General features: G+C 68.3%; 21 protein-coding genes and 4 pseudogenes. 14 read left to right on the plus strand and 11 right to left on the minus strand.

Annotation, left to right across the window (positions count from 1 at the left end):
* The first annotated feature begins 61 nt into the window (after positions 1–61).
* The 6 genes from OG912_RS37200 (at position 62) to OG912_RS37225 (ending at position 8,781) form a co-directional block, all read left to right on the plus strand.
* Positions 62–1,378 carry an ABC transporter substrate-binding protein gene (locus tag OG912_RS37200; RefSeq protein ID WP_327713201.1) on the plus strand — a complete coding sequence of 439 codons (1,317 nt, stop codon included), beginning with the start codon at positions 62–64 and terminating at the stop codon, positions 1,376–1,378.
* On the plus strand, positions 1,375–2,316 hold the full coding sequence (locus OG912_RS37205) for a carbohydrate ABC transporter permease (RefSeq protein ID WP_327713202.1): 942 nt from the start codon (positions 1,375–1,377) through the stop codon (positions 2,314–2,316). The genes OG912_RS37200 and OG912_RS37205 overlap by 4 nt, the downstream gene beginning before the upstream one ends.
* 2 nt (positions 2,317–2,318) lie before the next feature.
* Positions 2,319–3,149, plus strand: coding sequence for a carbohydrate ABC transporter permease (locus OG912_RS37210; protein WP_219567660.1), 831 nt, complete (start codon positions 2,319–2,321; stop codon positions 3,147–3,149).
* 77 nt (positions 3,150–3,226) lie between these two features.
* Positions 3,227–4,402 (plus strand): glycoside hydrolase family 76 protein, encoded by a 1,176-nt coding sequence (locus OG912_RS37215; protein ID WP_327713203.1) that lies wholly within the window; start codon positions 3,227–3,229, stop codon positions 4,400–4,402.
* Positions 4,403–4,491: 89 nt separating this feature from the next.
* Positions 4,492–7,581, plus strand: a complete 3,090-nt coding sequence (locus OG912_RS37220; RefSeq protein ID WP_327713204.1) for an alpha-mannosidase — start codon at positions 4,492–4,494, stop codon at positions 7,579–7,581.
* Positions 7,582–8,445: 864 nt separating this feature from the next.
* Entirely contained in the window at positions 8,446–8,781 is a 336-nt protein-coding gene (locus tag OG912_RS37225; protein WP_327713205.1) for a MerR family transcriptional regulator, read from the plus strand.
* Positions 8,782–9,055: 274 nt separating this feature from the next.
* Here the strand turns inward: OG912_RS37225 and OG912_RS37230 are convergent, their stop codons facing one another.
* The 3 genes and pseudogenes from OG912_RS37230 to OG912_RS37240 all read right to left on the minus strand — a co-directional run.
* On the minus strand, positions 9,056–10,366 hold the full coding sequence (locus tag OG912_RS37230) for a PP2C family protein-serine/threonine phosphatase (RefSeq protein WP_327713206.1): 1,311 nt from the start codon (positions 10,364–10,366) through the stop codon (positions 9,056–9,058).
* Positions 10,367–10,821: 455 nt separating this feature from the next.
* Positions 10,822–11,694 carry an oxygenase MpaB family protein gene (locus OG912_RS37235; RefSeq protein WP_327713207.1) on the minus strand — a complete coding sequence of 291 codons (873 nt, stop codon included), beginning with the start codon at positions 11,692–11,694 and terminating at the stop codon, positions 10,822–10,824.
* Positions 11,695–11,937: 243 nt separating this feature from the next.
* Positions 11,938–13,194, minus strand: a pseudogene (locus tag OG912_RS37240) (PHP domain-containing protein); the annotation flags it as partial.
* A gap of 330 nt (positions 13,195–13,524) precedes the next feature.
* Between OG912_RS37240 and OG912_RS37245 the strand changes: the two are divergent.
* Positions 13,525–14,151, plus strand: a complete 627-nt coding sequence (locus tag OG912_RS37245) for a DUF6000 family protein (RefSeq protein ID WP_327713208.1) — start codon at positions 13,525–13,527, stop codon at positions 14,149–14,151.
* A gap of 2 nt (positions 14,152–14,153) precedes the next feature.
* A complete protein-coding gene (locus tag OG912_RS37250) occupies positions 14,154–14,555 on the plus strand; it encodes a DUF5958 family protein (RefSeq protein WP_327713209.1) in 402 nt (133 codons plus the stop codon).
* Between the two features lie 68 nt (positions 14,556–14,623).
* Here OG912_RS37250 and OG912_RS37255 read toward each other — a convergent pair whose 3' ends face one another.
* From OG912_RS37255 to OG912_RS37265, 3 genes are all read right to left on the minus strand, one after another.
* On the minus strand, positions 14,624–15,085 hold the full coding sequence (locus tag OG912_RS37255; RefSeq protein ID WP_327713210.1) for a hypothetical protein: 462 nt from the start codon (positions 15,083–15,085) through the stop codon (positions 14,624–14,626).
* Positions 15,072–15,308: a hypothetical protein gene (locus tag OG912_RS37260; RefSeq protein ID WP_327713211.1), complete on the minus strand. Its 237-nt coding sequence runs from the start codon at positions 15,306–15,308 to the stop codon at positions 15,072–15,074. Before OG912_RS37260 ends, OG912_RS37255 begins: the two co-directional genes overlap by 14 nt.
* A gap of 165 nt (positions 15,309–15,473) precedes the next feature.
* Positions 15,474–16,448 carry a quinone oxidoreductase family protein gene (locus tag OG912_RS37265; RefSeq protein ID WP_327713212.1) on the minus strand — a complete coding sequence of 325 codons (975 nt, stop codon included), beginning with the start codon at positions 16,446–16,448 and terminating at the stop codon, positions 15,474–15,476.
* A 125-nt stretch (positions 16,449–16,573) separates the two neighbouring features.
* Between OG912_RS37265 and OG912_RS37270 the strand changes: the two genes are divergently transcribed.
* Positions 16,574–17,221 carry a TetR/AcrR family transcriptional regulator gene (locus OG912_RS37270; RefSeq protein WP_327713213.1) on the plus strand — a complete coding sequence of 216 codons (648 nt, stop codon included), beginning with the start codon at positions 16,574–16,576 and terminating at the stop codon, positions 17,219–17,221.
* Between the two features lie 206 nt (positions 17,222–17,427).
* On the opposite strand, the gene OG912_RS37275 is transcribed toward OG912_RS37270, so the two are convergent.
* The 4 genes and pseudogenes from OG912_RS37275 to OG912_RS37290 all read right to left on the minus strand — a co-directional run bounded on the left by OG912_RS37275 (position 17,428) and on the right by OG912_RS37290 (position 19,329).
* Positions 17,428–17,688 carry a hypothetical protein gene (locus OG912_RS37275; RefSeq protein WP_327713641.1) on the minus strand — a complete coding sequence of 87 codons (261 nt, stop codon included), beginning with the start codon at positions 17,686–17,688 and terminating at the stop codon, positions 17,428–17,430.
* A 381-nt stretch (positions 17,689–18,069) separates the two neighbouring features.
* Positions 18,070–18,405 (minus strand): annotated as a pseudogene (locus OG912_RS40185) (helix-turn-helix domain-containing protein); the annotation flags it as partial.
* A gap of 19 nt (positions 18,406–18,424) precedes the next feature.
* Positions 18,425–18,787: pseudogene (locus OG912_RS40190) on the minus strand (transposase); the annotation flags it as partial.
* Positions 18,788–19,020: 233 nt separating this feature from the next.
* Positions 19,021–19,329 carry a transposase gene (locus OG912_RS37290; RefSeq protein ID WP_327713215.1) on the minus strand — a complete coding sequence of 103 codons (309 nt, stop codon included), beginning with the start codon at positions 19,327–19,329 and terminating at the stop codon, positions 19,021–19,023.
* 164 nt (positions 19,330–19,493) lie between these two features.
* Between OG912_RS37290 and OG912_RS37295 the strand changes: the two genes are divergently transcribed.
* Together OG912_RS37295 and OG912_RS37300 are read left to right on the plus strand one after the other, a co-directional pair.
* Entirely contained in the window at positions 19,494–20,114 is a 621-nt protein-coding gene (locus OG912_RS37295; RefSeq protein ID WP_327713642.1) for a hypothetical protein, read from the plus strand.
* Complete coding sequence (locus tag OG912_RS37300) at positions 20,111–20,584, plus strand: hypothetical protein (protein ID WP_327713216.1); 474 nt, start codon at positions 20,111–20,113, stop codon at positions 20,582–20,584. The genes OG912_RS37295 and OG912_RS37300 overlap by 4 nt, the downstream gene beginning before the upstream one ends.
* A 328-nt stretch (positions 20,585–20,912) precedes the next feature.
* Here the strand turns inward: OG912_RS37300 and OG912_RS37305 are convergent, their stop codons facing one another.
* On the minus strand, positions 20,913–21,431 hold the full coding sequence (locus OG912_RS37305) for a hypothetical protein (RefSeq protein ID WP_123471870.1): 519 nt from the start codon (positions 21,429–21,431) through the stop codon (positions 20,913–20,915).
* Positions 21,432–21,762: 331 nt separating this feature from the next.
* Here OG912_RS37305 and OG912_RS37310 point away from each other — a divergent pair.
* The 3 genes and pseudogenes from OG912_RS37310 to OG912_RS37320 form a co-directional block, all read left to right on the plus strand.
* Positions 21,763–22,212: pseudogene (locus OG912_RS37310) on the plus strand (GGDEF domain-containing protein); the annotation flags it as partial.
* The gene (locus tag OG912_RS37315) at positions 22,209–22,652 is read left to right on the plus strand and encodes a hypothetical protein (protein ID WP_327713217.1); all 444 of its coding nucleotides are present in this window, start codon (positions 22,209–22,211) and stop codon (positions 22,650–22,652) included. The pseudogene OG912_RS37310 and the gene OG912_RS37315, both read left to right, overlap by 4 nt.
* Entirely contained in the window at positions 22,649–22,867 is a 219-nt protein-coding gene (locus OG912_RS37320) for a hypothetical protein (RefSeq protein ID WP_327713218.1), read from the plus strand. Before OG912_RS37315 ends, OG912_RS37320 begins: the two co-directional genes overlap by 4 nt.
* The last annotated feature ends 243 nt before the right edge of the window (positions 22,868–23,110 follow it).

Consider the following 23,110-nt stretch of genomic DNA (forward strand, 5'->3'; position numbering starts at 1 on the left):
GGATCTCCACACCGCACCCCAGAGCCACGGATCCCGCCGGGATCCAGAGGGAAGTGAACGCATGAGATCAACCGGCGAGACGACAGAGCAGTCGTCTCACCCGATCCGCCGGCGCACCGTGCTGGCGGGCCTCGGCGCCGGCGCGGCGGCCGCGCTGGCCGGAGGCTGCGCACGCGGCGACAGCACGGCCTCGATTCCGGGTACGACGTCACTGGCCAACGACAACGCGACCTGGGACGCGGGATACGTCGCAGCCGGACGCGAGCTCAAGAAGCTCACCGGATACGCGCTGCGCCCGCTGTCCAACCCGAACCCCACCGCCTACACCCAGGTCACGCAGATCTCCCTGCAGACGACCAAGGCGACGGACCTGATCAAGTGGCAGTCGGGCTACAACCTCAAGCAACTCGCGCGCACCGGCAGCCTCAGCGACCTGACCGGGATGTGGGACGCGTACGAGCGCAAGGGCTGGGTGACCAGGTCCCTGCGCGACGCGATGTCCTACCGGGGCGCCGTGTACGGGGTGCCCCTCTACCAGTCGTACTACGTGCTGTTCTACAACACACAGCTCTTCGACAAGCACGGGCTGCGGGCACCGGAGACATGGGACGAGCTGCTCCACACCGCGGAGGTGCTCAAGAAGTCCGGCGTCACCCCGTTCGTCGCCACGCAGAACGGCAACTGGCCCGCGTACGAGTGGTTCGAGGAGCTGATCAGCAAGGTCGATCCGGGCTTCTACGCCGACCTGATCGCGGGCCGGGCCCGGTACACCGATCCGCAGGCGCACAAGGCCATGCAGATCTGGCAGGACTTCATGAAGAAGGGCTGGATGACCCCGGCCGACTTCGACCAGAACAACGGCCCTGCCGCACTGAAGACCGGCAAGGTCGGCATGTTCCTGCACGGTTCCTGGCAGTCGCAGGGGCTGGCGGCGGCCGGGATGAAGCCGGGCGAGGGTTTCGACGCCTTCGTCCTGCCTCCGGTCGACTCCTCCACGAAGCGGTCCGTGATCACCGAGGCGGGCGTCCTCGCCGTGCCCGAGAGGGCCGTGTCGCACGACGCCGCCATGGCCAACGCGGGCAACTGGCTGCACCCCTCGGTCCAGCGCGTGTGGACCGACTTCCTCCAGGACGGCTCGGCCAACCCGAAAGCAGTCACCTCCAATCCGGTGCTCGCCCGCATCAGGAAGAGGGCGCAGCGCGAACACTGGACCGAGCTGCCCCGCTACGGACAGTCCGGGCCGCCCAACCTCATGCAGGGAAACACCGACGACCTGGGCGCCTTCATGACACAGGCCATGTCGGCGGAGGCGACCCTGCGCAGCATGGCGAGCCGGGCCTCCAAGGAATGGGCCGCCTGGAACAAGGACGAATCATGACATCGGCAGTCGACAGGCGCCCCACGGCAGCCCCTTCACCCGTGCCGCCACCCGCATCCCCCGTCCGCACACCCCCGCGCAGGCTGAAGGACAGGCTGGCCGGAGCCGGCTTCCTGGCACCCGCCGTCCTGCTCGTCGCCGCCCTGCTCCTCACCCCGTTCGCCGTGACGCTGTACCGCAGCTTCTTCAGCGACGGCCGGGTCTCGTCCTTCAACCGGCTCACCAACTACGGTCTGTTCCTCAGCGATCCGGTTCTCGCGAAGTCCATCGAGAACACCCTGATGTGGGTGGTCGGCACGGTCGCCCTGCCGCTGGTCCTGGGCCTGGGTATCGCGGTCATGACCAACCAGTCCGGATGGTCCCGGGTGGCCCGGCTGCTCGTGGTCCTGCCGTACGCGATCTCCGGATCCGCCGTGGCCGTCGTGTGGAACTTCATCCTCACCACGGACGGTGCGGCGAACCAGGCCCTCCAGGCGCTCGGCCTGGGCTCGTTCGCCCAGGGCTGGCTGCTCGAATGGCCGGGCAACACCCTCGTCATGATCGTCGCCAACACCTGGCAGTCCACCGGTGTGGCCGTGATCCTCTTCCTGGTCGGCCTGCAGACCATCCCTCCGGAGACTCTGGAGGCGGCGTCGCTCGACGGCGCCGACGGCCTGCGGAAGTTCTGGTACGTCGTCATGCCCCAGCTGCGGACGGTGTCGGTGATCGTCGTCGGCAGCAGCCTGGTCAACGGGCTGAAGTCCTTCGACCTCATCTGGGTGCTGACTCAGGGCGGACCCGGCCGCAACTCCGAGACCCTCGCGGTCTCGATGTACCAGGAGACGTTCCTCGCGCTGCGTCCCGGCGCCGGGGCGGCGGTCGCCGTCGTCCTCACCGTCATCGTGCTGCTGGCCTCGTGGCTGTATCTGCGGCGCCAGCTGACCCCGAAAGGCGCATGAGCATGACCACCCGCCGCATCTCCGCCGGAACCGCCGTCCGCAACACGGTCCTGGTCCTCGTCTCCCTCCTCTGGGCCGTACCCACCTGGCTGCTGGTGGTCAACGCCCTGGTGCCGGCCGCCGACTACAGCGGCAGCCCGCACTGGCTGCCGCACGGTGGCTTCGGTCTGTTCGACAACATGTCGCAGGCGTGGACCAGGGCCAGGCTGGGCCCTGCGATGGGCAACAGCCTGCTCTACGCGGTGACCAGCTCGGCCGCCGCCATCGTGGTGGCCACGACCGCCGCGTTCGCCACCGTGATCATGCCCGTGAAGCGCAAGACCCTGTGGTTCTGGCTGATCTACTCGGGCACGCTGCTGCCTCTCCAGGTCTTCCTGCGCCCGCTGTTCCTCGCCTACGCGCGCACCGGCCTCTACGACGCGCAGATCGGCCTGTTCCTGGTCTACGTCGCGGTGGCGATCCCGTTCGCGTACTTCATCATGCGCAACTTCGCCCAGACGCTGCCCGGTGAGGTGATCGAGGCGGCGAGGCTGGACGGCGCGTCCTGGTGGCGCGTCTTCTGGCAGATCCACGTGCCGCTGTCCAGGTCCGCGATGGTCGCCGCGTTCGTCTTCCAGTTCGTCGCCGTATGGAACGACCTGCTCTTCGGGATCACCCTGTCCACCAGCCGCAACATCCGCCCGGTGATGGCCGCGCTCGCGGAGCTCCAGGGCAACTACTCCAATGTCGGGCCCCCGGTCGTGCTGGGCGGAGCGCTGCTCGTCTCGCTGCCGACCGTCGTCCTGTTCTTCTCCGCGCAACGGTTCTTCGTCAGCAGTCTCAAGCTCGGCTGACACCGGCCGAGGCCGTACGCACGGTCCGTACCCGTTCCCGCACCGACGCCCCGAGCCGAACCCCGAAAGGCACCCCGGTGAAGATTCCCGCCCGCACCGCCCTCGCGCTTGCCGCCGCCCCGCTGCTGTGCACCGCCCTCGCTCCCACGCCCGCTGCCGCCGCGCAGCCGGCCGCGGGACCGTGGAAGGACCGCGCGGTCCACACGTACGACGCACTCCAGAAGCACCTGTACCAGGGGGCGGACAACCACGGCCTGTACCAGGAGAAGACCCCGCGCCAGAGCGCCGACAACGCTCACTCCTACCTCTGGCCGATGCGCGAGGCGGCGGCCGCGACGGTCGACATGGCCGGCCTCCCCGGCACGGGTGAGCACTACACGGCGGACGCGGCCGAGCGCTTCGCCACCCTGGAGCTCTACTTCGAACCCCGCGACGGCCGCCCCGGCTACGACTCGTACCTCCCCGCACCGCTCGGCCAGGGCGGCGACGTCTTCTACGACGACAACTCCGTGGTGGGCCTGTCTCTGCTGGACCAGTACACCTCCACCGGGAACCCCACCTATCTCCGCCGCGCGGAACTGACCTTCGACATCGTCAGCCGCGGCTGGGACGACGCCCCGGCCAAGGAGTGCCCCGGCGGGATGGACTGGGTGGACTCCCCGGCCAACACCATGCGCGCCGCCAACGTGACCGGGCTCGCCGCGGAACTCGCCGCCCGGCTCCACCAGGAGACGCACCAGAGCCGCTACCTGACCAGCGCCCAGAAATGGTACGAGTGGAACTGGTCCTGCCTGCGCGAGTCCCCGGGCCTCTACCGCAACAGCCGCGGCGACGACGGAACCGTCGACCCCACCCTGTGGACCTACAACTCCGGGGCCATGATCGGGACCGCGACGACGCTCTACCAGGTGACCGGGGACCGCTCCTACCTCAAGCGCGCCGTGCAGGACGCGGACGGCTCGCTCGCCTACTGGAAGCAGGGCGAGCGCCTGCACGACCAGCCGGCGATCTTCAACGCGATCTACTTCGACAACCTCCGGATCCTGTCCGGGGTGCACCCCGGACAGGCCTACCTGCAGGTGGAGAAGGCGTACGCGGAGCGCACCTGGAAGGAGAACCGGGACCCGTCGAACGGTCTCTTCCGCTTCCAGCCGTCGGGCGGCGGTGACTACGACGCGGCCGCCCCCGCAGAGACCCTCGAACAGTCGGCGATGGTGCAGATCTTCGCAGGCCTCGCCACCGACGGCTCCTGACCCCGCACCCCTGCGGTCCGCCCCACGCCGCACCCCTGCCCCCGCACGCACCGAACCGGCACACCACGCCAGAGCGGAGAACCCTCTCCATGCCCCGCCCCGACCTGTCCCGCCCATCCTGGTGGGACTCCGACATCGCCCGCGACATCCTGCGCGACCGTGGAGTGAGCGCCACCGGCGTCCTCGGCGGACACGACGTCCGGCTCTCCTGCGAGCCGCTGCTGCGTCATGACGGCGACGGCGGACTCCTGCAGTCCGTACGGGTACAGGCCGGCCGTCCCCTCACGCGGGCCCATGTCACCACCCTGTCCGGCACCTCCCTGCGCTGCGAGCTGATACCCGGTCCCGAGGCCGAAACCCGGCTGCTGGTCCCCGAGGTCGACTCGCCCCTCCCGGTCCTGGTGGAGCTGCCCGAGCTGGCGCCGGGTGAGCACATCGAGGTGCTGCTGACCCCCCAGCGGCACTGGACGCTGCACCTGGTGCAGCACGCCCACCTCGATATCGGCTACACGGACCCGCAGGGAACGGTGCTCGCCGAAGGCCGCAAGTACCTCGACTCCCTTCTCGAACTGTGCCGTGCCACGGACGACCGGTCCGACGCGTCGAAGTTCCGCTGGGCGGTCGAGGGCTTCTTCAGCTTCGAGAACTGGTCGGAGAACCGCCCGCCGGAACAGGTCGCCCGGTTCCTGGAACGCGTGCGCGAGGGCCGCATCGAACTGACCGCGATGCCGTTCAACCTGCACACGGAGACCTGCTCCACCGACGAACTGCACGAACTGCTACGCCCTGTACGGGAGCTGCGCGAACGCCACGGGATCGACATCACCACGGCGATGCAGACGGACGTCCCCGGGCAGGTCGTCGGGCTGCCCGACGTCCTCGCGGACAGCGGCATCCGCTATCTCTCGGTCGCCCACAACTGGGCTGGCCGAGCGGTGCCGCACCACAACGGCGGCGGGGAACTGCCCCGGCTGTTCAAGTGGCAGGCGCCGAGCGGTCGCAGCGTGCTGGTGTGGCGTACGGACACCCCGCACGGGCTGGCGTACATGGAGGGCTCGATCCTGGGCTTCGACGAGTCCTTCGAACGGGTCGACGACCTCCTGCCCCACTACCTTTCGGCGCTGGCCACTCACCAGTACCCGCACGAGGGGCGTGGCATCCCGGGGTTCCCGGTCCTGGACGAGGAGTTCAAGGGCGATCCGTACCCCTGGGACATCCTGCACCTGCGGGTCCTGGGCAAGTTCGCGGACAACGGTCCGCCGCGCCGGGTCATCGCGGACACCGTGCGCCGCTGGAACGAGGAGTGGGCCTTCCCCGCCCTGCGCACCTCGCGCAACGAGGACTTCTTCACCGACGCGGAAGCCCGTTACGGGGACCGGCTGGCGACCTTCGAGGGCGACTGGAGCGACTGGTGGGTGGACGGCGTCGGCGCCGGTGCCGTCCCGCTCGCGGCCACCCGAGACGGTCAGGCGGCGCTGGCCGATGCCCAGTCGGTGGCCGGGCACGCGGAGATCCTCGGTGCGGCGGGCGCCGGAATCACGGCGTCGGCCCCCGAGGTCTACCGGGCCGCCTCCCTGTTCAACGAGCACACCTGGGGCGGCGGTGACCCCTGGACGCACGGTGACCACGGCCACGCCTCGGGCGAACGACAGTGGCACTGGAAGTACGCGCAGGCGCTGCGTGCCCACGACGACGCGAAGACGCTCCTCGACGGCGCCGGCGCGGCACTCGGCGGCCGCCTCTCGCCGCGCGCGGGCACCCTCGCCGGCTACTACGTGACCAACACGTGCAGCTGGCCCCGTTCGGAGACGGTCCGGCTGTTCCTTCCGGAGAGCACGGTCCCGCTGGAGGATCCGGTCCGTGTGCTCGATGCGCGCGACGGCGCACCGCTGGAGCACACGGAGGAGGCCCAGACGAACGAGCTGCACCGGGCTGCCGGACGCTTCCTTCTGTTCCGGCCGGCGGACGTGCCCGCGCACGGGGCGGTCCGCGTGGACATCGTCGCGGGGGAGGAGACGTCGACGGCGGCCACGACCGGCGACCCGGAGTCCACCGTCCTGGAGAACGAGTTCCTGCGCGTGCGCGTCGATCTGCGGTCTGCGTGGATCAGCTCCGTCACCGACAAGCGGACCGGCCGGGAACTGGTGCGGCAGGACGCGACGCTCGGCCTCAACGGTTACGTGTACGACGAGTACGCCACGGCCGGCGGCTTCAACCATCAGTCCAGCAAGACCACGGCGAACGAGTCGATGCACCTCCTCGCCTCCCGTACGGCAGCCCCACCGGCCGCGCTGGTGGACCGCTTCCGCGACGCCACCGGCGAGACACTGGTCTACGAGTGCGCGCCGGCCGGGACGGAGCTGCTGCGGGTACGCGTACACCTCCCGCACAGGCAGGCCCGCATCGATCTCGAGAACCGGATCGTGAAGCGCGCGACCCTGACCAAGGAGAGCGCCTTCTTCGCCTTCCCCTTCGCCATGTCCCAGCCGGTCGTCCGCATGGAGGCCACCGGCGGCATGACGGGCACCGGTCTTCCGACGGTGCCGGGATCGGCGCGGCACATGCGTGCGGTGCGGCGCTGGGTGAGCTTCGAGGAGGAGACCGTGGTCGCCGCCGTGGCCACCCAGGACGCCCCGCTGGTGCAGGTGGGCGGGATCGCGATTCCGTACGCGCCCTATCCGCAGTCGCTGGCCCAGGACGAGCCCGGCACTCTGTTCTCCTGGGTGCACAACAACATCTGGGACACGAACTTCCCCTCCGAGCAGGCCTTCGACCACGTGTTCCGCTACAGCGTGGCCGTAGGGGAGGCCGCGCACACCACCGGCCCCGAGCTGGGGATGCGCACGGCCGCCGCCGGCAGCCGGCCCCTGATCGCCGTCCGGGCGCTGGGCGAGGAGAGCGAGGAGCCGGATGCCTCCTACGGACTGCTGACGATCGGCGATCCCCGGGTGCGGGTCGTGGGTCTCACCGTTCCCGCCTCCGGACAGGTGCTGGTCAGGCTTCAGTCCTACGCGCAGGAGCCGGTCGCCTGCCGGATCACCCCCGGCTTCCCCGTCATGGAGACCGTGACGGCCGACTACCTCGGCGCAGCCGGTGAGCTCCTGGTACCGGATGCCAGGGGCGCGACGACCATCGACGTACCGACGCTGGGAACCCGGGCGGTGCTGCTGCGCCTCTGAGCGCCCGGCGAGAACGTCGTCCCGCATGATCCACGTGAACCGACGCGTAGGGGCGGCAGCCCGGACGGGCCGTCACGGACGTCCGCGGGCGCACCGCGGTGCCGGCTACGCGGGCTGAGCGTGCGAGGGGATTACCTCACGAGCGACCACATGGAAATCTATGTCGGCGAGAGTAGACATAGGGTGGTGGCGTGGTTATGGTTTCTCTCGTAGCCAGAAAGGCCGCAGGGCCTGGCAGAGATGAACTGCCGGGCAGCAGCACGTGCGGTACGGGTGGTTGCAGTTCGCAGGACGGTTCGGTGGCGGAGTTCCGAAGCCAGGGTTGTCGCAGGACGGCGACGGGGCTGGCGACCGGACCGGGTGGCCCGCAGTGATCAGGGGCGGCCCTGTAGTGGTACCCGTAAGTGCGTGCGCAGAACCCAGCAGTCAGGTCAGTGAGCAGCAACCTCGGTGAAGGCGTCGGCTGCGGACGCGCGCACCGGGAGGTTCGTCAGTGGGGTTCCAAGCCGGAGCAGATGCTGGATGGGCGACGGGGCCGGCTGGCGAAGAGTGGCGCTGTCACAGGCCACGGAGCAGTACAGCGTTCAGTAAGTGATCGATTTCAGAGGGAAGAACGGAGGGGCCAGGCGCCATCAGGATCGCCCGGGCCGAATGACTGGGCCCGGGTACCGCAGGACATCGATAGTGAGGTGGTCTCCGGTCAAGCAACCGCGATCCCCGCAACCCCGGCAGCATCACGTCGGGACATGCGGAAACAGAAGGCCGGCACAGCATTAAACGCCGGCAGATGGTGTAGCAGTTCCTTCGGGGCCCTGGTGCCATAAGGCACCAGGGCCCCTCCACGCGTTCCACAGAGAGGTGCAAATGACAGCAGATGACTCGTTCGGCCGTCTCGACGACGACGACTTCCCTGCTTACACCATGGGCCGAGCCGCCGAAATGCTCGGGACCACGCAGGGTTTCCTCCGTGCCATCGGCGAAGCCCGCCTGATCACCCCACTCCGTTCCGCGGGCGGCCACCGCCGCTACTCCCGCTACCAGCTGCGCATTGCCGCGCGCGCCCGGGAACTCGTCGACCAGGGCACCCCCATCGAGGCGGCCTGCCGCATCGTCATCCTTGAGGACCAGCTCGAAGAGGCTCAGCGCATCAACACCGAATACCACGAGGGTGTCAGGCCGTCCGGCGCGGTGGATGCCTGATCGGTGACCGGCCGGCAAGCCGACACATACGCGCCTTGCGTTTCCTGGTGCGTTTCCTGACGGCTGGGGAAGAGGTACGCCGATGGCCCGACCGGCTGACGCAGGCGCGCGGGAGGGGCTCCGGTGCTGCCGTCAGCGGAGCCCCTCATTCTGCTGGTGAAGTGTGAAGTCGTGGGCGGCCTCGGCGGCCTTGGCGGGGAGACAGGCGGCGAGCCAACTCGTTCGTCCTCGGCGACATGAACCCAACTGGAATCGGCCGCGAGGCGGGCTGTAATCAGGTGCTGTCGCCGTCAGTGGGCTGCTGGACCCATGCAGAGGCGATGGTGTCCGCGGCGATGGTCGGGGGCAGACCCGTCAGTGCCGTCAATTGAGTTGGCTGGTAGGGATTCGGGCCGTGCCACTCCAGGAGCATCACGGTGGCGTCGTCGTTCAGGCGGCCGTGGTGGTAGGCCAAATGGTGCTCGACCAGTCGCCGCAGAGTTTCCGGAACCGGGAGGCCGTCAGCGTGGTGGCGGATGAGGAATTCGGTCAGGCCGTCAACGCCGAACTCCTGCCCCTCCTTGTTGCGGGCTTCGGTGATGCCGTCGGTATAGAACAGCAGGCGGTCCCCGGGTTCGAGCTGGTCGCGGCGCAGGGCGCCGTGCACGCCCAGCCCGGTCCCCAGCGGGGGTGCGGGCGGGCAGGACAAATGCACGACGGTGCGGTTGCCGCGGATAACCACCGGGGGAGGATGGCCGTAGTTCGTCCAGGTCAGGACACCCGTGGACAGGTGAAGGTCGGCCATGATGCTCGTGGCATAGCGGCTGCCGGCGAATTGCTCGGTCAGTGCCGCCCCCACACCTTCGGCTGTCTGCAAGAGGTCGGAACCTTGGCAACGGTGGACGCGCGCAGCGGCCAACGCAAGATTGGCCGTCAGCCCGGCAGCAGTGTCGTGCCCCATGGCGTCGAAGACGGAAAGATGCAGGGTCTCCCCTGAGAGGGCGTAGTCGAAAGCGTCTCCGCTGACTTGGTAAGCCGGTTCCATGACCGCGCTGATCAGGATCCGATCAGTCGCAAAAGTCCGCGGCGGCATCAGCCGCCATTCCATCTCCGCCGCCACTTTCATTTTCCGGCGACGAACCAGCCTGGAGTACAGGTCGCTTGTTCCACGCTTGCTCTCCAGAAGAAGGGCGACGAGACCGGCGAGCCTCTCCAGATCGTCATCCGCTTCGACCTGCGCACCCGGCATACCGACCCGGAGCACACCCAGCCGCTCGGTTCCGTCCAGCAGGGGAACCCACCACTGCCCCGTCGTGGAAGCCGAGGCCGGTGAGATCTTTCCAAGTCGGAAGGCTCGCCCGGCCACCGTTCCTTCAACGGTCAACTCGGACGGCACGTCCACTCCGCCGGGGCTGAGGTCGACGTTGCCGGCGAGCAGGCACAACCGTTCCTGCCGCAGGTCTGCCAAATAGATGAGCACGTGTGGCCAGCCCGCCCGACAGGCATGCGACGCGACCGTACCGGGAAGCTGCTCCAGGGTCATCAGATGACTCGCAGCGATCAGCTCTCCCAGCACTCTGGCACGTGCCACTTCCGTGCCGTTCATCAATGACACCTTCCTTACGGCCCGGAGAATTACGTCACGATTAAACAATAGCCGGGGGGTGGGCATACTCAGCTGAGAAGCAGAAGCAGAAGCAGAAGCAGAAGCAGAAGCAGAAGCAGAAGCAGAAGCAGGCGCGAATGTGCGGTAAGGAAAGGGTTGCGAGTACGTAGGACGAATCGTGCCCGCGCAACTGACTCCGGCCATGAGTGGCCCCGTTACGGGTGACCAGAAATACGAGGGCTGAGCGACCTCTCGCGGCCGTCGAGGGCGAACAGCGCAGGTGCGGAGAATCTGTCGCTGTCGACAGCCGTGACGCGAGGCCGCGCCAAGGGTCGAAATCCATGCGGCCAGGTGTATCTCCCCCCCATCAATCTTCCCGGACAGGCGTGTTGAGGCAGCGGGGAACCCGGCTGCCTTCGTCGCCGAGACGCCGGAGCGGAGCGGGATATGAGTGATCAATTCGACGGGGGTGGTGGGACCATGGCCCAGCGAATCGCGGCAGTCAGTGCCCTCCCGGTCGGCGTCACGCACGCTTCGGCTGTGCCGGACAGCCGGGGCAGCCCGAGTGACGTACGGGCCCACTGGGGGAGGGCGGCGACGGAGTTCGCGGCGAGGACGGCATAGGGGGCACGGGCAACCCAGGGCAGGGGAGGGTGCAGCAGGATGAAGCGCGCGGCCTCGCACGCTTCCCTGGTCGGCCGCAGTTCACCCCGGTAGGCCCCGAGACGGGCAGCGAGTTCTTTGCGATTACGCGGAGGTTCGGTGACGCCGAGTGCTTCCGCTACCCGCGCTGTGTCGGCGATGTAGCCGTCGTACCCGGCCGCGTCGAGCGGCTCGACCCCGTATCGCTGGTGGGCGAGGAGGAAGCTCTCGACCTCGGCCACATGCACCCAGCCGAGAAGATGCGGATCGGCGGCGCAGTAGGGCTCTCCGAGCGAAGTCGTTCCACGCACCCGGTTGTGTACGGCACGTACGCGGTCGACGGCCAGCTGCGCGTCGTCCGCTGTTCCGTATGTGGTGACGGCGAGGAAGGTACTGGTGCGCTGGAGCCTTCCCCAGGGGTCGCCGCGGTAGCCGGAATGAGCTTCCACGGCAGCCATCGCCAACGGGTGCAAGGACTGGAGCAGGAGCGCCCGCAGTCCGCCGATGAACATTGACGCATCGCCGTGGACCGTGCGGATCGGCCGGTCCGGACCGAACCACCGAGGGCCGGGCGCTCCGTGGATACGAGCGCGGTTCGTCGGCCCTGCGGGACCGGCGACCTGGGCAAAGATCGCGCTGCCCAGCCGCTCCCGCAGGCCGAGTGCGGTACGCGTGGACGTGTCCATACGGCAAGTATGCGCTCACAGCCACGGCGGGCCGGAACCTGCCCGCCGCGCCCTTGATCAGGGAGTCCCTGAGCATTGCGCGCCGATGCGTCCCGCTCGCCTTCGCCCGCTCACGCTCCGCACCGCACACCTTCCCGACGAACCCGTACGTGCTGGAGAGAACTCGAGCGATCGGTAAAGGGACACGCGATGGGCTCAGATGCCACCTGAATGAACGAGGCGGTCCGCCTGAGGGTGGTCGGTAAACCGCTCGAACAGCAGCCGATGTTGGAGCGGGTTGGTGGTGGCGACAAACAGGGAGTGGTTGACCATGGATCCGGCACCGGACCCGCGGGCGGCGACCCGGATTCCCATATCTCGCACGTCCGCGACGACCTGCGCGACCGCCAGGAAGTACGGCTCGTAGCGGAGCCGGCCGATGATGGCGAGCTCGTAGTCGAGCTGCTCCATAGCCTGCTGGTCGTGGTCCAGGCCACGGGCGAGCATCCCGGCCTCGCACCGCTGCCGCAGCAACCGCAGGGCCCCGCCGTCGCCCGGCTCGGCACCGACCACAGACGGCTCCGGGAAATGCGGCCGGCCCAGCCCGAGATCAGCGACCGGGTCGATCACGCACTGCTCACCGGTCCGCGCGGTTTCGGCGAGCAGCTCAGCAGCCCGTCTGGGCCCGGTGCCGGCGGCCCGGCATAGTTCCTCGGCCGCGGCCGCCATCGCACCCGGGTCCTTCAGCCATCGCTCGCCACAGTCCAGCTGGTGCCGGTCGATCGGGCGCAGCAGCCGTGCGGAGTCCAGGACGTCCGCGATCCGGTGCTGGTCCGGATCGGCGTAGCGGACCGCGTTGCTCAAGACCGCCGGGATGCCGAGGCGGTCGGCCAGGCCCACGGTGTGGGCGGCCAGACGCAGCGACCCGGGGCCCAGCCCCGGCTGGCCCCACCACAGGACTTCCAGGCGCAGGTTCGCCCCGGCCACCTCTCGCCACGGAGCCAGCAGCTGCTCGGCAACATCCGGACGCCCGGCCGACAGTGCCCGCACCGGTTCCGAGGCCGGCCCCAGCAGGACGGTGAGGCCCTGGCTGGCGTACTCGCGCAGCACCGGCCATGGCACGGCCGGCGGCCTGCCGTCCGCTGTGGCGTGGGCGGCGGAGACCAGACGGCACAGCCGCGCCCATCCCGCGCCGTCCTGCGCGAGCAGGGTCACCCGCCAGGGGGCCTCGATGACGTGGGCGCCGCCGCGGACCGGGGTCCGGGCCCGGCGCACGCCGGATCCGGTGGGGGCTGGGGGAGCGCTCGGGGCGACAGCGACGTCGACTCCGAAGACCGGCCGTACCCCGGCCGCGGTCGCGGCCTTCGTGAAGCGGACCGTTCCGGTGACCGTGTCCCGGTCGGTCAGGGCGAGCGTCTGGATGCCGCGCTCGGCGGCCCGGGCGACCAGGTCATGCGGATGGGAGGCGCCGTAGCGGGCCGAGTAGCCGCTGGCGACATGCAGATGCACTCCACCACCCATCACACTCTCCGGTCATACAATCCTAAAACAACCCAAAAGGGCCTTCCGGATCTCTACAGTACTCGAACAGAAATCGAACACGCGACCTCGCGATGCGATCACGACCAGCCCGAACGAGATCGAAGTACCGGCCTTGATCGGGTGGCGCCTGCCCCTGGGTGCACCACCCCTTCCCGGCCCACACCCGCCAGGAGGACGCGATGCCGCACGCCCTGTGGAGCGGAGCCATCAGCTTCGGGCTAGTTACTTCTCTGAACCAGTAGCTTCGGGCCGTTGAGGAAGCCAGCAAACTTGTGGCACATGCGTACCGTCCCGGGTCAGGATGCGGCTATGCGTGATGTGCAGAGCGATTCCGAGTTGCAGGACCTGGTTCGGCGGTTCGTCACGCCTGATCGCCGATACCTTCGGTTGGGCGGGAGCGTTTTCCGGTTGGGTCCGGTCGAGCGCTCCGCGTTTGTGCGGGATCTGGCTCAGGCTGCGCACGAAATCACTCCGGAGCAGCTTGGAGTCCTCTTCGAGGGTGGATGGCGCGAGCGAAAGACTGCTGCATGGCTGGTTGCTGTGGCCCACAGGTCCGAGTTTCGCGAGCTCATGGGGCGGCTTCTGCTGGCCAGCGAGGGGCCTTATGCGGGCGCTGCATACTGCGTTGCCCTTGCGAAGTTCGGTACTACAGCCGATGCCGCGCTGCTCAGCGCATACCTTGATCACTACTTGTCGCGCCCCGACCTCGACTACGACCAGGCAGTCGTCCTTGGGACGCTTCTGTACCTCGATGGGATTCACGGCTCCGAGTGCGCAACACGGTTCCTTGCCCCGGCCGGTCCCTGGGACCGATGGCACGAGGTCCGGGCCGTGGCGGCCCTTGACCCGCGTGACTGTCAGCAGGCCGTGCAGCAGCTGTGTGCTTTCGTCGACGAGACCGCTGAGGTCTTCGCCTCGCTGGCCTGCGGGAGCTGAGCATGACCGAGCGAGACATCATCCTCAACGAACTCGCCCAAGGCCTGCGCCCGATGGCACAGGGCATCGAGTGGTTCGACACCCACGGTCCGGAGGCGCAGGCCGAGGTACTCCTGTTTCTACGCCATCATTGCGTGCAGGCGCGCGCCATCACCGAAGACGGGCCGGAGAGCATCCGACGTGCCGGGCTGCGCTCGACATACACGCCTGCGGTGCTGATCGCCTGCGGCCCGATCGATCAGCAACTGGGGAAGATCGCCGGCCTCGCCCCTGCCGACGAACGCCGCAAAGCGTTCCGGCTCCTGGTCGCGGTGCTCGGGGTTGCGGACGAACGGCGCCGCGAGCGCATCTGTTCCGGTGGATGCGGTCACTGGTGGCACAACCTGCCCGTAGCCAGCGGATGATGAACGACTTCCCGCCGCTGTTGCCTGCCCCTGGACTCGATCTGCGGCAAGACGGGCTGCGGCCAGTGTCATGCGCTCGTGTCGCCGGCGTCGGAGTCGATCACCGCGCTCAGGGCCCGCAAGGCGCCATCGTATTGGTGACGGTCGAACTGGAACGGACCGAATGCCATGTAGTCGCGCGTCTTGCGGTGCGGTTGCTCAAAAGCGTCCCAGGTTACGAGATCCACTGTTGCGGTGATGCGCGCCATGAGCGGCCAGCACCCCCACTCGCCGCATTCACAACCGAGGACGGGAGTCTTTGGCCCCATCGCACTGGTGGACAGTCCAAGGAAGTGGTCGTGCATCGGGCCGAACCGGAAGAACTCTGGGATCAGACCGCCGTAGGCATCACCAGCTGGCTGCATTCCGGCCGCGATCTCGAACTCATCGATCAGCTTGGTGAGGGGCGCTCCGTCAACGTGGGGGACGACCACGAGCGGACCGCCATCACCACGGTGCTGGCAGGCGAACCGGATCTCATTGCTGATCATCCAGTGATTGTCTCAACAACGCTGCTCCCTCATTCCGTGCGGGTTCACCCGGGGCCTTGCGCGGCATGCCGAGGTTGATCGCCATGCTTCTGGGTGCGGAGTCGATCTGGTCGATTTTGGATTCGGAGCCGGCGAGGCTGACGCGCAGGCCCTCGATCTCACCGAGCCAGCCTTCCCGCTCGGCCTCGGCGATCCGATCCAGGAGGTTGTCGCGGATCTCCACCAGCCTGCTGCGCTGAGCCGGGTCTGGGCGTAGGAGGGAGCAGCGGACGCAGGCTTAACCGAACTGATCTTGAAGCGGCTTCTTCGCATCGCGGCCGCTGCCCGTTGACTGAAGGTGACCATAGAGATTCTCGTGCTGATGTGAGGTGCGGCGTGTCGCGTGCTTTTAGGGCAGGAGGAGGACGCGGCCAAGCTGAGACCGGTCTTCGAGTAGCCGGTGTGCTGCGGCTGCCTCGGCGAGCGGGAGGCGGGCGTGCACGGCGGTGTGTAGTTGCCCGGCAGTCGAGTATTCGGCGACCTCGGTCATTTCTCGGCGGGCCTGCTCGGGGTCGGCCGCGCGCCATGCGATGAGGGAGAACCCGGCCACGGACTTCAGGGCGAAGAGGTTGGTGACAGGCAGGCCGGTCAGCTCGCCGCTCGCAGCTCCGTAGATGACGATCCGGCCGAACGGAGCCAGTACGTCGAAGCTCCGCTGCAGGGTCTCGCCGCCGACGGAGTCGAGAACGACGTCCACGCCTCGCGGTGCGGCCTTGCGGACCTGGTCGGGCCAGTCGCTGTCTGTGTAGTCGATGGCGATGTCGGCGCCGCACTTGCGGGCGAAGTCGAGTTTGGCCGGTGAGCCGGCGGTGGCGATGACCGTGCCGGCGCCGAGCAGTTTAGCGAGTTGTACGGACAGGTGGCCGATGCCGCCGGCCGCGGCGTGGATCAGTACCGTCTCACCCGGCGCAAGCCGGCCGGTGCGCAAGGTCCGGAGTGCAACCGGGGCGCCCATGGGCAGCATGCTGGCTGCACCGAGGTCGAGTCCGTCGGGTATCGGGGCGAGCCATTGCGCGTCGGCGACGATGTAGTCGGCGAACGCGTCCTCGGCCAGTCCTGCGACTCGTCGGCCGACCTGCTGTGTGTCGACGCCGAGTCCGGCGGCTTCGACGGTGCCCACCACGTCGCCGGTGAGTTTGCCGGGCAGAGGGCGCTGGAAGATCGCCCCGCTGGACGGCCCGCGCCGGAACTTGGTGTCGACGAAGTTTGCCCCGATCGCCTCGGCCCGGATGAGCACCTGGCCCGGCCCCGGCGTGGGGATTTCGGCCTCCTCGATCGTGAGGACGTCCGGATCGCCGTATTCGTAGTAGCGGACTCGTCGCATGATGGACTCTCCTGAGGGGCCAACGGGCAAGGGGTGCCACCGCCGACAGCTAAAGTGGACTTCCGGTCAGCTTCGGCGACCGTACTGGACCGTCAGTCCAGTTGTCCATGCGGGGTGAGGACTCGATGACAGAAGGCCGCCGCGAACGTGCCGACGCGGCACGAAATCGGCACGCGATCCTGCTGGCGACCGAGGAACTCCTGGCACGGCACCGGCCCGAGCAGATCTCGATGGAACAAGTCGCCGCCGCAGCCGGCGTCGGCAAGGGCACGGTCTTCCACCGCTTCGGCAACCGCATGGGCCTTATGCGGGCGCTGATGGCAGAACGGGCCCTTGCCCTGCACGAAGCCGTCACGACAGGCCCACCGCCTCTGGGCCCGGGTGCCCCGTCACGAGAGCGCCTCCTCGCCTTCCTCGACGCCGTCGTTGGCGTGGTCGCCCGCAACAAGGGACTCCTGGCCGCGCTCGGCCACGCCGTGACGACAGCACACAAGCCCGAAGAGGATCCGCGCAGCGCGCACCCCGTCTACCAGTTCTGGCACAGCCACATCACCTCGCTGATCAGCCAGGAGCGTTCGGACCTGGACGCCGAACTCCTAGCCCATATCCTGCTCGCCACCCTGCACAGCGACCCGATCCTGCGCCTGCTGGAGCAGGGCGACGGCCAGCGCCTCGCCGATTCGCTGCGCACCTTGGTGACCGCCTTGCTCAACACCTCGGCGGGCAGAACCGAGCCGAGGAACAGCCGCCACCCGAACGCCCCGCAGCGGTGAGTATCCAGCGGCGCGCCGACCGCGCTTCGCGAGCCGAAGGTCGGGCGAGCCTCAATCCATCGACGTGGATAGAAGTAGGTTGCGGCAGGTTGAAGCCGCTGGATTGTTCAGCTTTTCCTGCCAGGCCCGACTCCCCGAGGAGGTCAGCCAGGCGGCAGAAGGCGGCCCTGCGCTTCGCTGTCCGGTGATCAGAATCCCGTCAGCGCTCAGTCCTCGGAGTCCGTGCTGCTTCGTCCGGCATCGCGGCGGAAGTCGGGCATGCCGAGGTGAACGGTGGAGGGCTGTCCTGCACGGTCGCGCATGGCCTCCAGCTTCTGCGCGGCGGCGGCCTTGGTGGTCTCGATGGCGGCGACCTCGCCGAGCCAGCCCTGTTCCTTGGCCTCCTGGAGGCGGTCGATGAGATTGGCGTGGATCTGCTCGAGGCGAGGCATCTGGGCCGGGTCCACGAGAAGTTGCTTCTGGCTCAAGTACAGGACCTTGGATGCCGCAGCGACGGAGCTGCTGGTGGCTTCGCCGCAGATCCAGCACCGGCTGGACGTGACGGAGAACGCGACGGCGGACGTCGACGTGCTGGCCCGGCTCGCGCGGGATCCGGAACCACGGGTCCGGTTCGTGTACGCGGTGATGCTCTTCGAGTACAAGCGCCGTATCCCTGCCGGGGTGCTGGAGATCCTGGCGCAGGACCTGGAACCGAAGATCCGGCGGATCGTCGGCGAGAGTGAGAAACCGCCCGTCGCGGTGCAGGAGCCACCGCCCGTGCTGATGGCGGAGCAGCGGGTGACGCACCCGGATCCGGCGGTGCGGATGAAGGCCGCTGCTGATCCCGAGGTACCGACCGTCCTGGCCCCGGAAATCGTCCCCGGATCTCGCCCGACGTGCCGGGCGATTTCGCGTACGCCCTTTCCCTGGGCTTTCAGGAGGGCGATCTCCTCCCGCTCAGCGAACGACAGATATCTGCCCGAATGCGGCTTCGGATCGAATGGTCGCATGCCGCCACACTGTCGATACCAGCGGTTTGCCTCCGCCGGCGCCACGCCGATAGCCCCAGCCGCTTCCTCAGCGAGAAGACCATCGGCGATCGCGTCCCAGAACGCCGCCTCGATGTGACGCTGGTACTTCGGATGTCCCGGAGACCTCAACTTCGGGCGCACCGACCGATCGGCTGCCTGCTGACGACGAACCATCCCACACCTCGCTGGTCACGAGGTGTTGCGACGACCGCTTGAATCCGCCTTGGGATCCGCGGTCGCTGTGCAGGATGCAGCCGTCGACCGGGCCGCGCCGGGCCACGGCGTTGTTCAGAGCGGTCACGGCCAGGCGGGACTTCATTCTTGCGTCGATGGAGTAGCCCACGATCCTGTTGCTGAAGACGTCCTTGATCGCGCAGAGGTACAACTTCCCCTCTCCGGTGGCGTGTTCGGTGATGTCGGTGAGCCACAGCCGGTTCGGGCCGTCCGCGCTGAAGGTGCGGTTCACGAGGTCGTCGTGGACCGGCGGGCCGGCCTTCTTGCCCCGGCCGCGCTTCTTGCCGAACACGCTCCACCAGCGGTTGTCCCGGCAGATCCGCCACGCGGTCCGGTCGGCCATACCGGCACCCATGCCTCGGGCCTCGTCGGCCAGGAAGCGGTAGCCGAATTCCGGATCGTCCCGGTGGGCGTCGAACAACGCGTTCGCGCGATACGCCTCCTCGAGCACGGCGTCACCCACCGGCTTGTCGAGCCAGCGGTAGTAGGGCTGTCTGGCGAGCTTGAGCACCCGGCACGTCAACGTGACGGGCACCCCGTCCACGGCCAGCTCCTTCACGAGCGGGTAGATCCTTTTCCCGGCAGATTCGCCTGCGACAGATAGGCCGCGGCCCGGCGCAGCACCTCGTTCTCCTGTTCCAGCAACTTGATCCGCCGACGCGCTTCCCGCAGTTCCGCACTCTCGGAACTGCTCACCCCGGGCTTGGCGCCCTTGTCGATATCCGCGCGACGCATCCATTTCCACAGCGTCATCGGGTGGACCCCGAAATCGGAGCCCACCTGCTCGATGGTCACGCCGGAGTCGCGGTTCCTCGCGACCCGCACGACGTCCTGACGGAACTCCTCCGGATAAGGCTTGGGCACAACGACATCCTTCCCACCTACCCCACAGGGCAAGCCAGTTCAGATGTCACCCGATCGTGCGGCAGACCCAACTGCCCAGGTAGTGGGCCTGCTCCGAGCCCGATGCCAGCTGAAAGCCCGTGGCGGTGTAGCAGTGGGTCCGGCATCATCCCCATGTGATTGTGATGCAACCCGTTCTGGAGATCTCCGCAGCCGACGACTTCGCGCTCTGGCCTGTTCGCGAGCACGAGTCATATGGCTACCTCGTGCTGAACGGGGAGCTCACTCCGGCGGAGGTCGGCACGGCGGTTATGCAGATCGCCGACTGCAACGACTTCGAGCCGGAGGAGGAGCACGGGCCGTGCCCGACCGACCCGCTCGGCGCCTTCCTGCACGGCTTGCTCACCATGCCTGACTTGTTCGCCGCCGGCGGCTTCCGGGTGACCGACAACGCCACCGACATCGTCTTCGTCGAGCCGGGCTGCTGCAACGGCTTGGAGACCTGGCGCGACTGGCTGGAGGTGCTCAACGGCACCGGGTGCGCCTACTTCGGCCACGATCCGTTCTCGACGGCTGAACGTCTTGGCGACATCGTCCGGCTGACGCTCGACGCCCACGAGACGGACAGCAGCCCGGTGATCGAGCTGTCGGTAGACCAGATAGGCACGCTCGTCACCGGCGCCCAGCAGGATTTGCAGGACTTCCTCAGCCTTGCCGAAACCTGGGCTGAACAACACCTGCCGGCACACGCCGCCGCCGTCACTGCCGCCCTGGCACGGGCACTGGACCTGGCGCCCACACCATGACCAGCTTCCTGACCCACCGAGCGCGCGTGCACGACGCCCGGTTCCCCCTCCACCGGCGGCACAGCGCGTTGCGCACTTGCCTCACCGTTTTTGCTCCTTACGGCTTGCGGGCGACATACCACCACCTCACGCTCAGCGCCGCGATCCCCCGTCGGTTGGAGGCGGACCCGGACGCGCTGGCGCGGGCGGTGGAGGAACTGCACGAGGCGCGGGTGCTGTGGCTCGTGCGGGCAGACGAGTACACAGCGCAGCGCCGGGCGGAGAAGCAGGCTGGGCGGCGGGCTGTACCGAACCCTCGGCCGTGGTGGCTGCAGAGTTGGTGGGAAAGCCCCGACCGGGCCTGGTTCGAAGACCCGTTTCGCCACCCGTCGCTGCGTCTGTCCGAGTACGTCCGGCGGCAGAACGCGATTTTGGACGGTGCTGATCCGCCGGCTGCCCGGCTTGTGGGGATGAGGGACCACGAGTGCTGAGCTCGACCGGGCACGGTTGGGTCGAGCTGTGCCGTGGGTGCGCGCGGGCGCTGGCGCCATGTCCGTGCGGGCAGCGGCACCGGTTCGTGCCGGAGACCCCGTTCCACTGGAACGAAATCTGGCGACGGGCGCACATGAGCGATGACGGCACGCCGAACCCACATGTGCCTGCGGGCTAGCCGGTTGGATGCGGCACGGGGGGCTTGAGTGTGGCTGATCAGCTGGGTGGTGGGCTCTTCAGATCGTTGCCCGCCGCGCAGGTGATCGTTGCCCGGCGCTCCTCGTAGCGAAGAGATATCACGGACACTGCTGGGAGGTCGCCAGCTGGTCACCACACGTCGACGGACCAGACGTCGCCCCTCTGATGTCCGTCTGGATCTGGGTCGCCTGACCCGTACGGGTCAGGGTCAGCGACGACGTGGATGCGGGCGGCGGACGCGGATACGCGAAAGCAGTCCATGTCACTCGACGTGTTGTGCTTGTCGAGTTCGATCGTGTGGCCCAGGGCCAGGATGGCGGTCTGCAGTTCCTTGAAGGGGACTCTGGGTGCAAATTCCCCGTACGCCCGCGAGAGCGGGGACGGCACGGTGCTCGGGGACTGGTCGTACAGCAGTCGTTGGATCTTCACGCCGAAGCCGAAGCACGACATCTGCCCTTGTCGCCCTGGCTGGTCCGGCGAGAAGTTGATTTCCACGAGCCCGTAGTCCCGCCGCAGTAGGCCACCACCGGGAACATCGAGGCATGTCGCCCCCAGGGCGGCTTCCCAGGCTTCCGGGTCGGCACCGAGGCCAACTCCCAGGACCTCACCGCAAACGGCGAGGTGAGCGTAGAAGTCCAAAGCGGACACCCGCCAACTCCCTCAACTATCCGGACAGGGTACCCCTTGCTGATCTCCGCACAGGACAGGCGGACCAGCGCCCAGTATTCGGTGATCGTACAGAGCAGCCTGTCAGGGCAGTCGCCAGGTGAGTTCGTCGCCGTCGTCGAAGCCGAAGTCCCAGGCGAAATGCGTCTTTCAGATCAGCTGTGGTCTTCCCGATCCTCCTGGCAGAACCGGGCTTCGCTCACCATGTCCCGTCAGCTAGCCCGGAACCCGCGCGTGGGACCGCCGCAGCCATCAGCTGGCATGCAGGTTCCGGCTTACCAACGTTCAGGATTCCGGGAACCCGCGCGCTTCCGATGCCGACCACTTCAAGGCCATCAACGATGGCCTCGGGCACGCGGCGGGTGACACCGTCCTCACATCGATCGGCGCTCGGCTCACGGCCTGGGCGGGCCCGCACGCTGCCGTAGGCCGCCTCGGAGGCGACGAGTTCGCAGTCGTTCTCAAGCTGGCCCCCGGCCGCCGCGCGCACCGCCTGGAACAGCTGGTCCGGATGCTGCACACACCAGTCGTCCTGGACGACGGCCGCACCGTCGACGTTGCCGCGTCGGTCGGCGCCGCGTCCCCGGACGTGCTCGGCACCCGCGACTTGACCGCGTTACAGAGGGCCGCCGACGCAGCGCTCTACGACGGGAAACACACCGGCCGCGCCCACCTCGCCACCGCCGCCCATGCCACCACGCCGTCCATAAACGGACGCCGCGCCGGGCGTCCGGGCACGGCCGTGTGGGGGCGAGCCGCATGAGCATCGCCTCTCTGCCTCAAGGCGACTGGATCCGCGGCATCACGGTCCGCCAGCCCTGGGCGACCTGCATCCTCGCGGGCAAGAGCCCAGAGAACAGGCCGCGCCCGTGGAGCTGGCGAGGCTGGGTCCTTCTCCATGCAGGGAAGGCCAAGCCGGAGCACGCCGTGCTACGGGAACCGCTGGTCGCCCGCACGATCCTCAATCGGGAGCTGACCGCCGGGGCCGTGATCGGCGTCGCTCGCCTGGTCGACTGCCACCAGGACCCCGACGGATCCCCGCCCTGCACGCCGTGGGCGCAGGCCGGCGCCTGGCACCTGGTCCTCCAGGACGTCCAGGAGCTGCCGCTGCCCGTCCCCGTCGACGGGCAGCTCGGACCCTGGAAGCCGACGCCGGACCTGGTGGAGCAGGCGCTCCAGCAACTGCCCGACTTCCGGCCGTGACCCGCAAGCGAGACAAGAAGCCACCGTTCGAGCCGGGCTGCGTTCCGGCTCCCGGCGGCCTTCTCGACTGGCGCGACAGCCAGCACTACGACCACTGGCAGGACCGCCCCTGCGCGCTGTGCGAACAGCCCACACCGCTGCGCTCCCACTCCGGGGAGCCCGCTCACAAAGTGTGCGCTTCCCTGATGATCGAGTGTGTTCTCAGTCGTCAGTAGAGGTGTGTGTTGAACGTGTGGGATGTGGTGCGGGTGCCGAATCGGAGCGGTGGGGGTCGCTGCCGGCTGAAGGTGTCCTGGGAGTACAGGACCTCCCCTCCGCCCGCCAAGCAGCTGAACCTCCCGCCCGCAGGGCCGTCCCGGCTCTCGTCATGCCGGGCAGCCCTCCTCGTTCCCAAGCACCACTTGAGCCCTGCCAGGGGGAGTGAACAGGTTCGGGTGGGACCTGGCGGTCGCCTCGCC

This window comes from Streptomyces sp. NBC_00464 (assembly GCF_036013915.1).
Lineage (GTDB): Bacteria > Actinomycetota > Actinomycetes > Streptomycetales > Streptomycetaceae > Streptomyces.

Coding starts and splice junctions, on each gene's coding strand:
- OG912_RS37200 (WP_327713201.1), top strand. CDS start 62: ATGAGATCAACCGGCGAGACGACAGAGCAGTCGTCTCACCCGATCCGC.
- OG912_RS37205 (WP_327713202.1), top strand. CDS start 1,375: ATGACATCGGCAGTCGACAGGCGCCCCACGGCAGCCCCTTCACCCGTG.
- OG912_RS37210 (WP_219567660.1), top strand. CDS start 2,319: ATGACCACCCGCCGCATCTCCGCCGGAACCGCCGTCCGCAACACGGTC.
- OG912_RS37220 (WP_327713204.1), top strand. CDS start 4,492: ATGCCCCGCCCCGACCTGTCCCGCCCATCCTGGTGGGACTCCGACATC.
- OG912_RS37225 (WP_327713205.1), top strand. CDS start 8,446: ATGACAGCAGATGACTCGTTCGGCCGTCTCGACGACGACGACTTCCCT.
- OG912_RS37230 (WP_327713206.1), bottom strand. CDS start 10,366: ATGAACGGCACGGAAGTGGCACGTGCCAGAGTGCTGGGAGAGCTGATC.
- OG912_RS37235 (WP_327713207.1), bottom strand. CDS start 11,694: ATGGACACGTCCACGCGTACCGCACTCGGCCTGCGGGAGCGGCTGGGC.
- OG912_RS37245 (WP_327713208.1), top strand. CDS start 13,525: ATGCGTGATGTGCAGAGCGATTCCGAGTTGCAGGACCTGGTTCGGCGG.
- OG912_RS37250 (WP_327713209.1), top strand. CDS start 14,154: ATGACCGAGCGAGACATCATCCTCAACGAACTCGCCCAAGGCCTGCGC.
- OG912_RS37255 (WP_327713210.1), bottom strand. CDS start 15,085: ATGATCAGCAATGAGATCCGGTTCGCCTGCCAGCACCGTGGTGATGGC.
- OG912_RS37265 (WP_327713212.1), bottom strand. CDS start 16,448: ATGCGACGAGTCCGCTACTACGAATACGGCGATCCGGACGTCCTCACG.
- OG912_RS37270 (WP_327713213.1), top strand. CDS start 16,574: ATGACAGAAGGCCGCCGCGAACGTGCCGACGCGGCACGAAATCGGCAC.
- OG912_RS37295 (WP_327713642.1), top strand. CDS start 19,494: ATGCAACCCGTTCTGGAGATCTCCGCAGCCGACGACTTCGCGCTCTGG.
- OG912_RS37300 (WP_327713216.1), top strand. CDS start 20,111: ATGACCAGCTTCCTGACCCACCGAGCGCGCGTGCACGACGCCCGGTTC.
- OG912_RS37315 (WP_327713217.1), top strand. CDS start 22,209: ATGAGCATCGCCTCTCTGCCTCAAGGCGACTGGATCCGCGGCATCACG.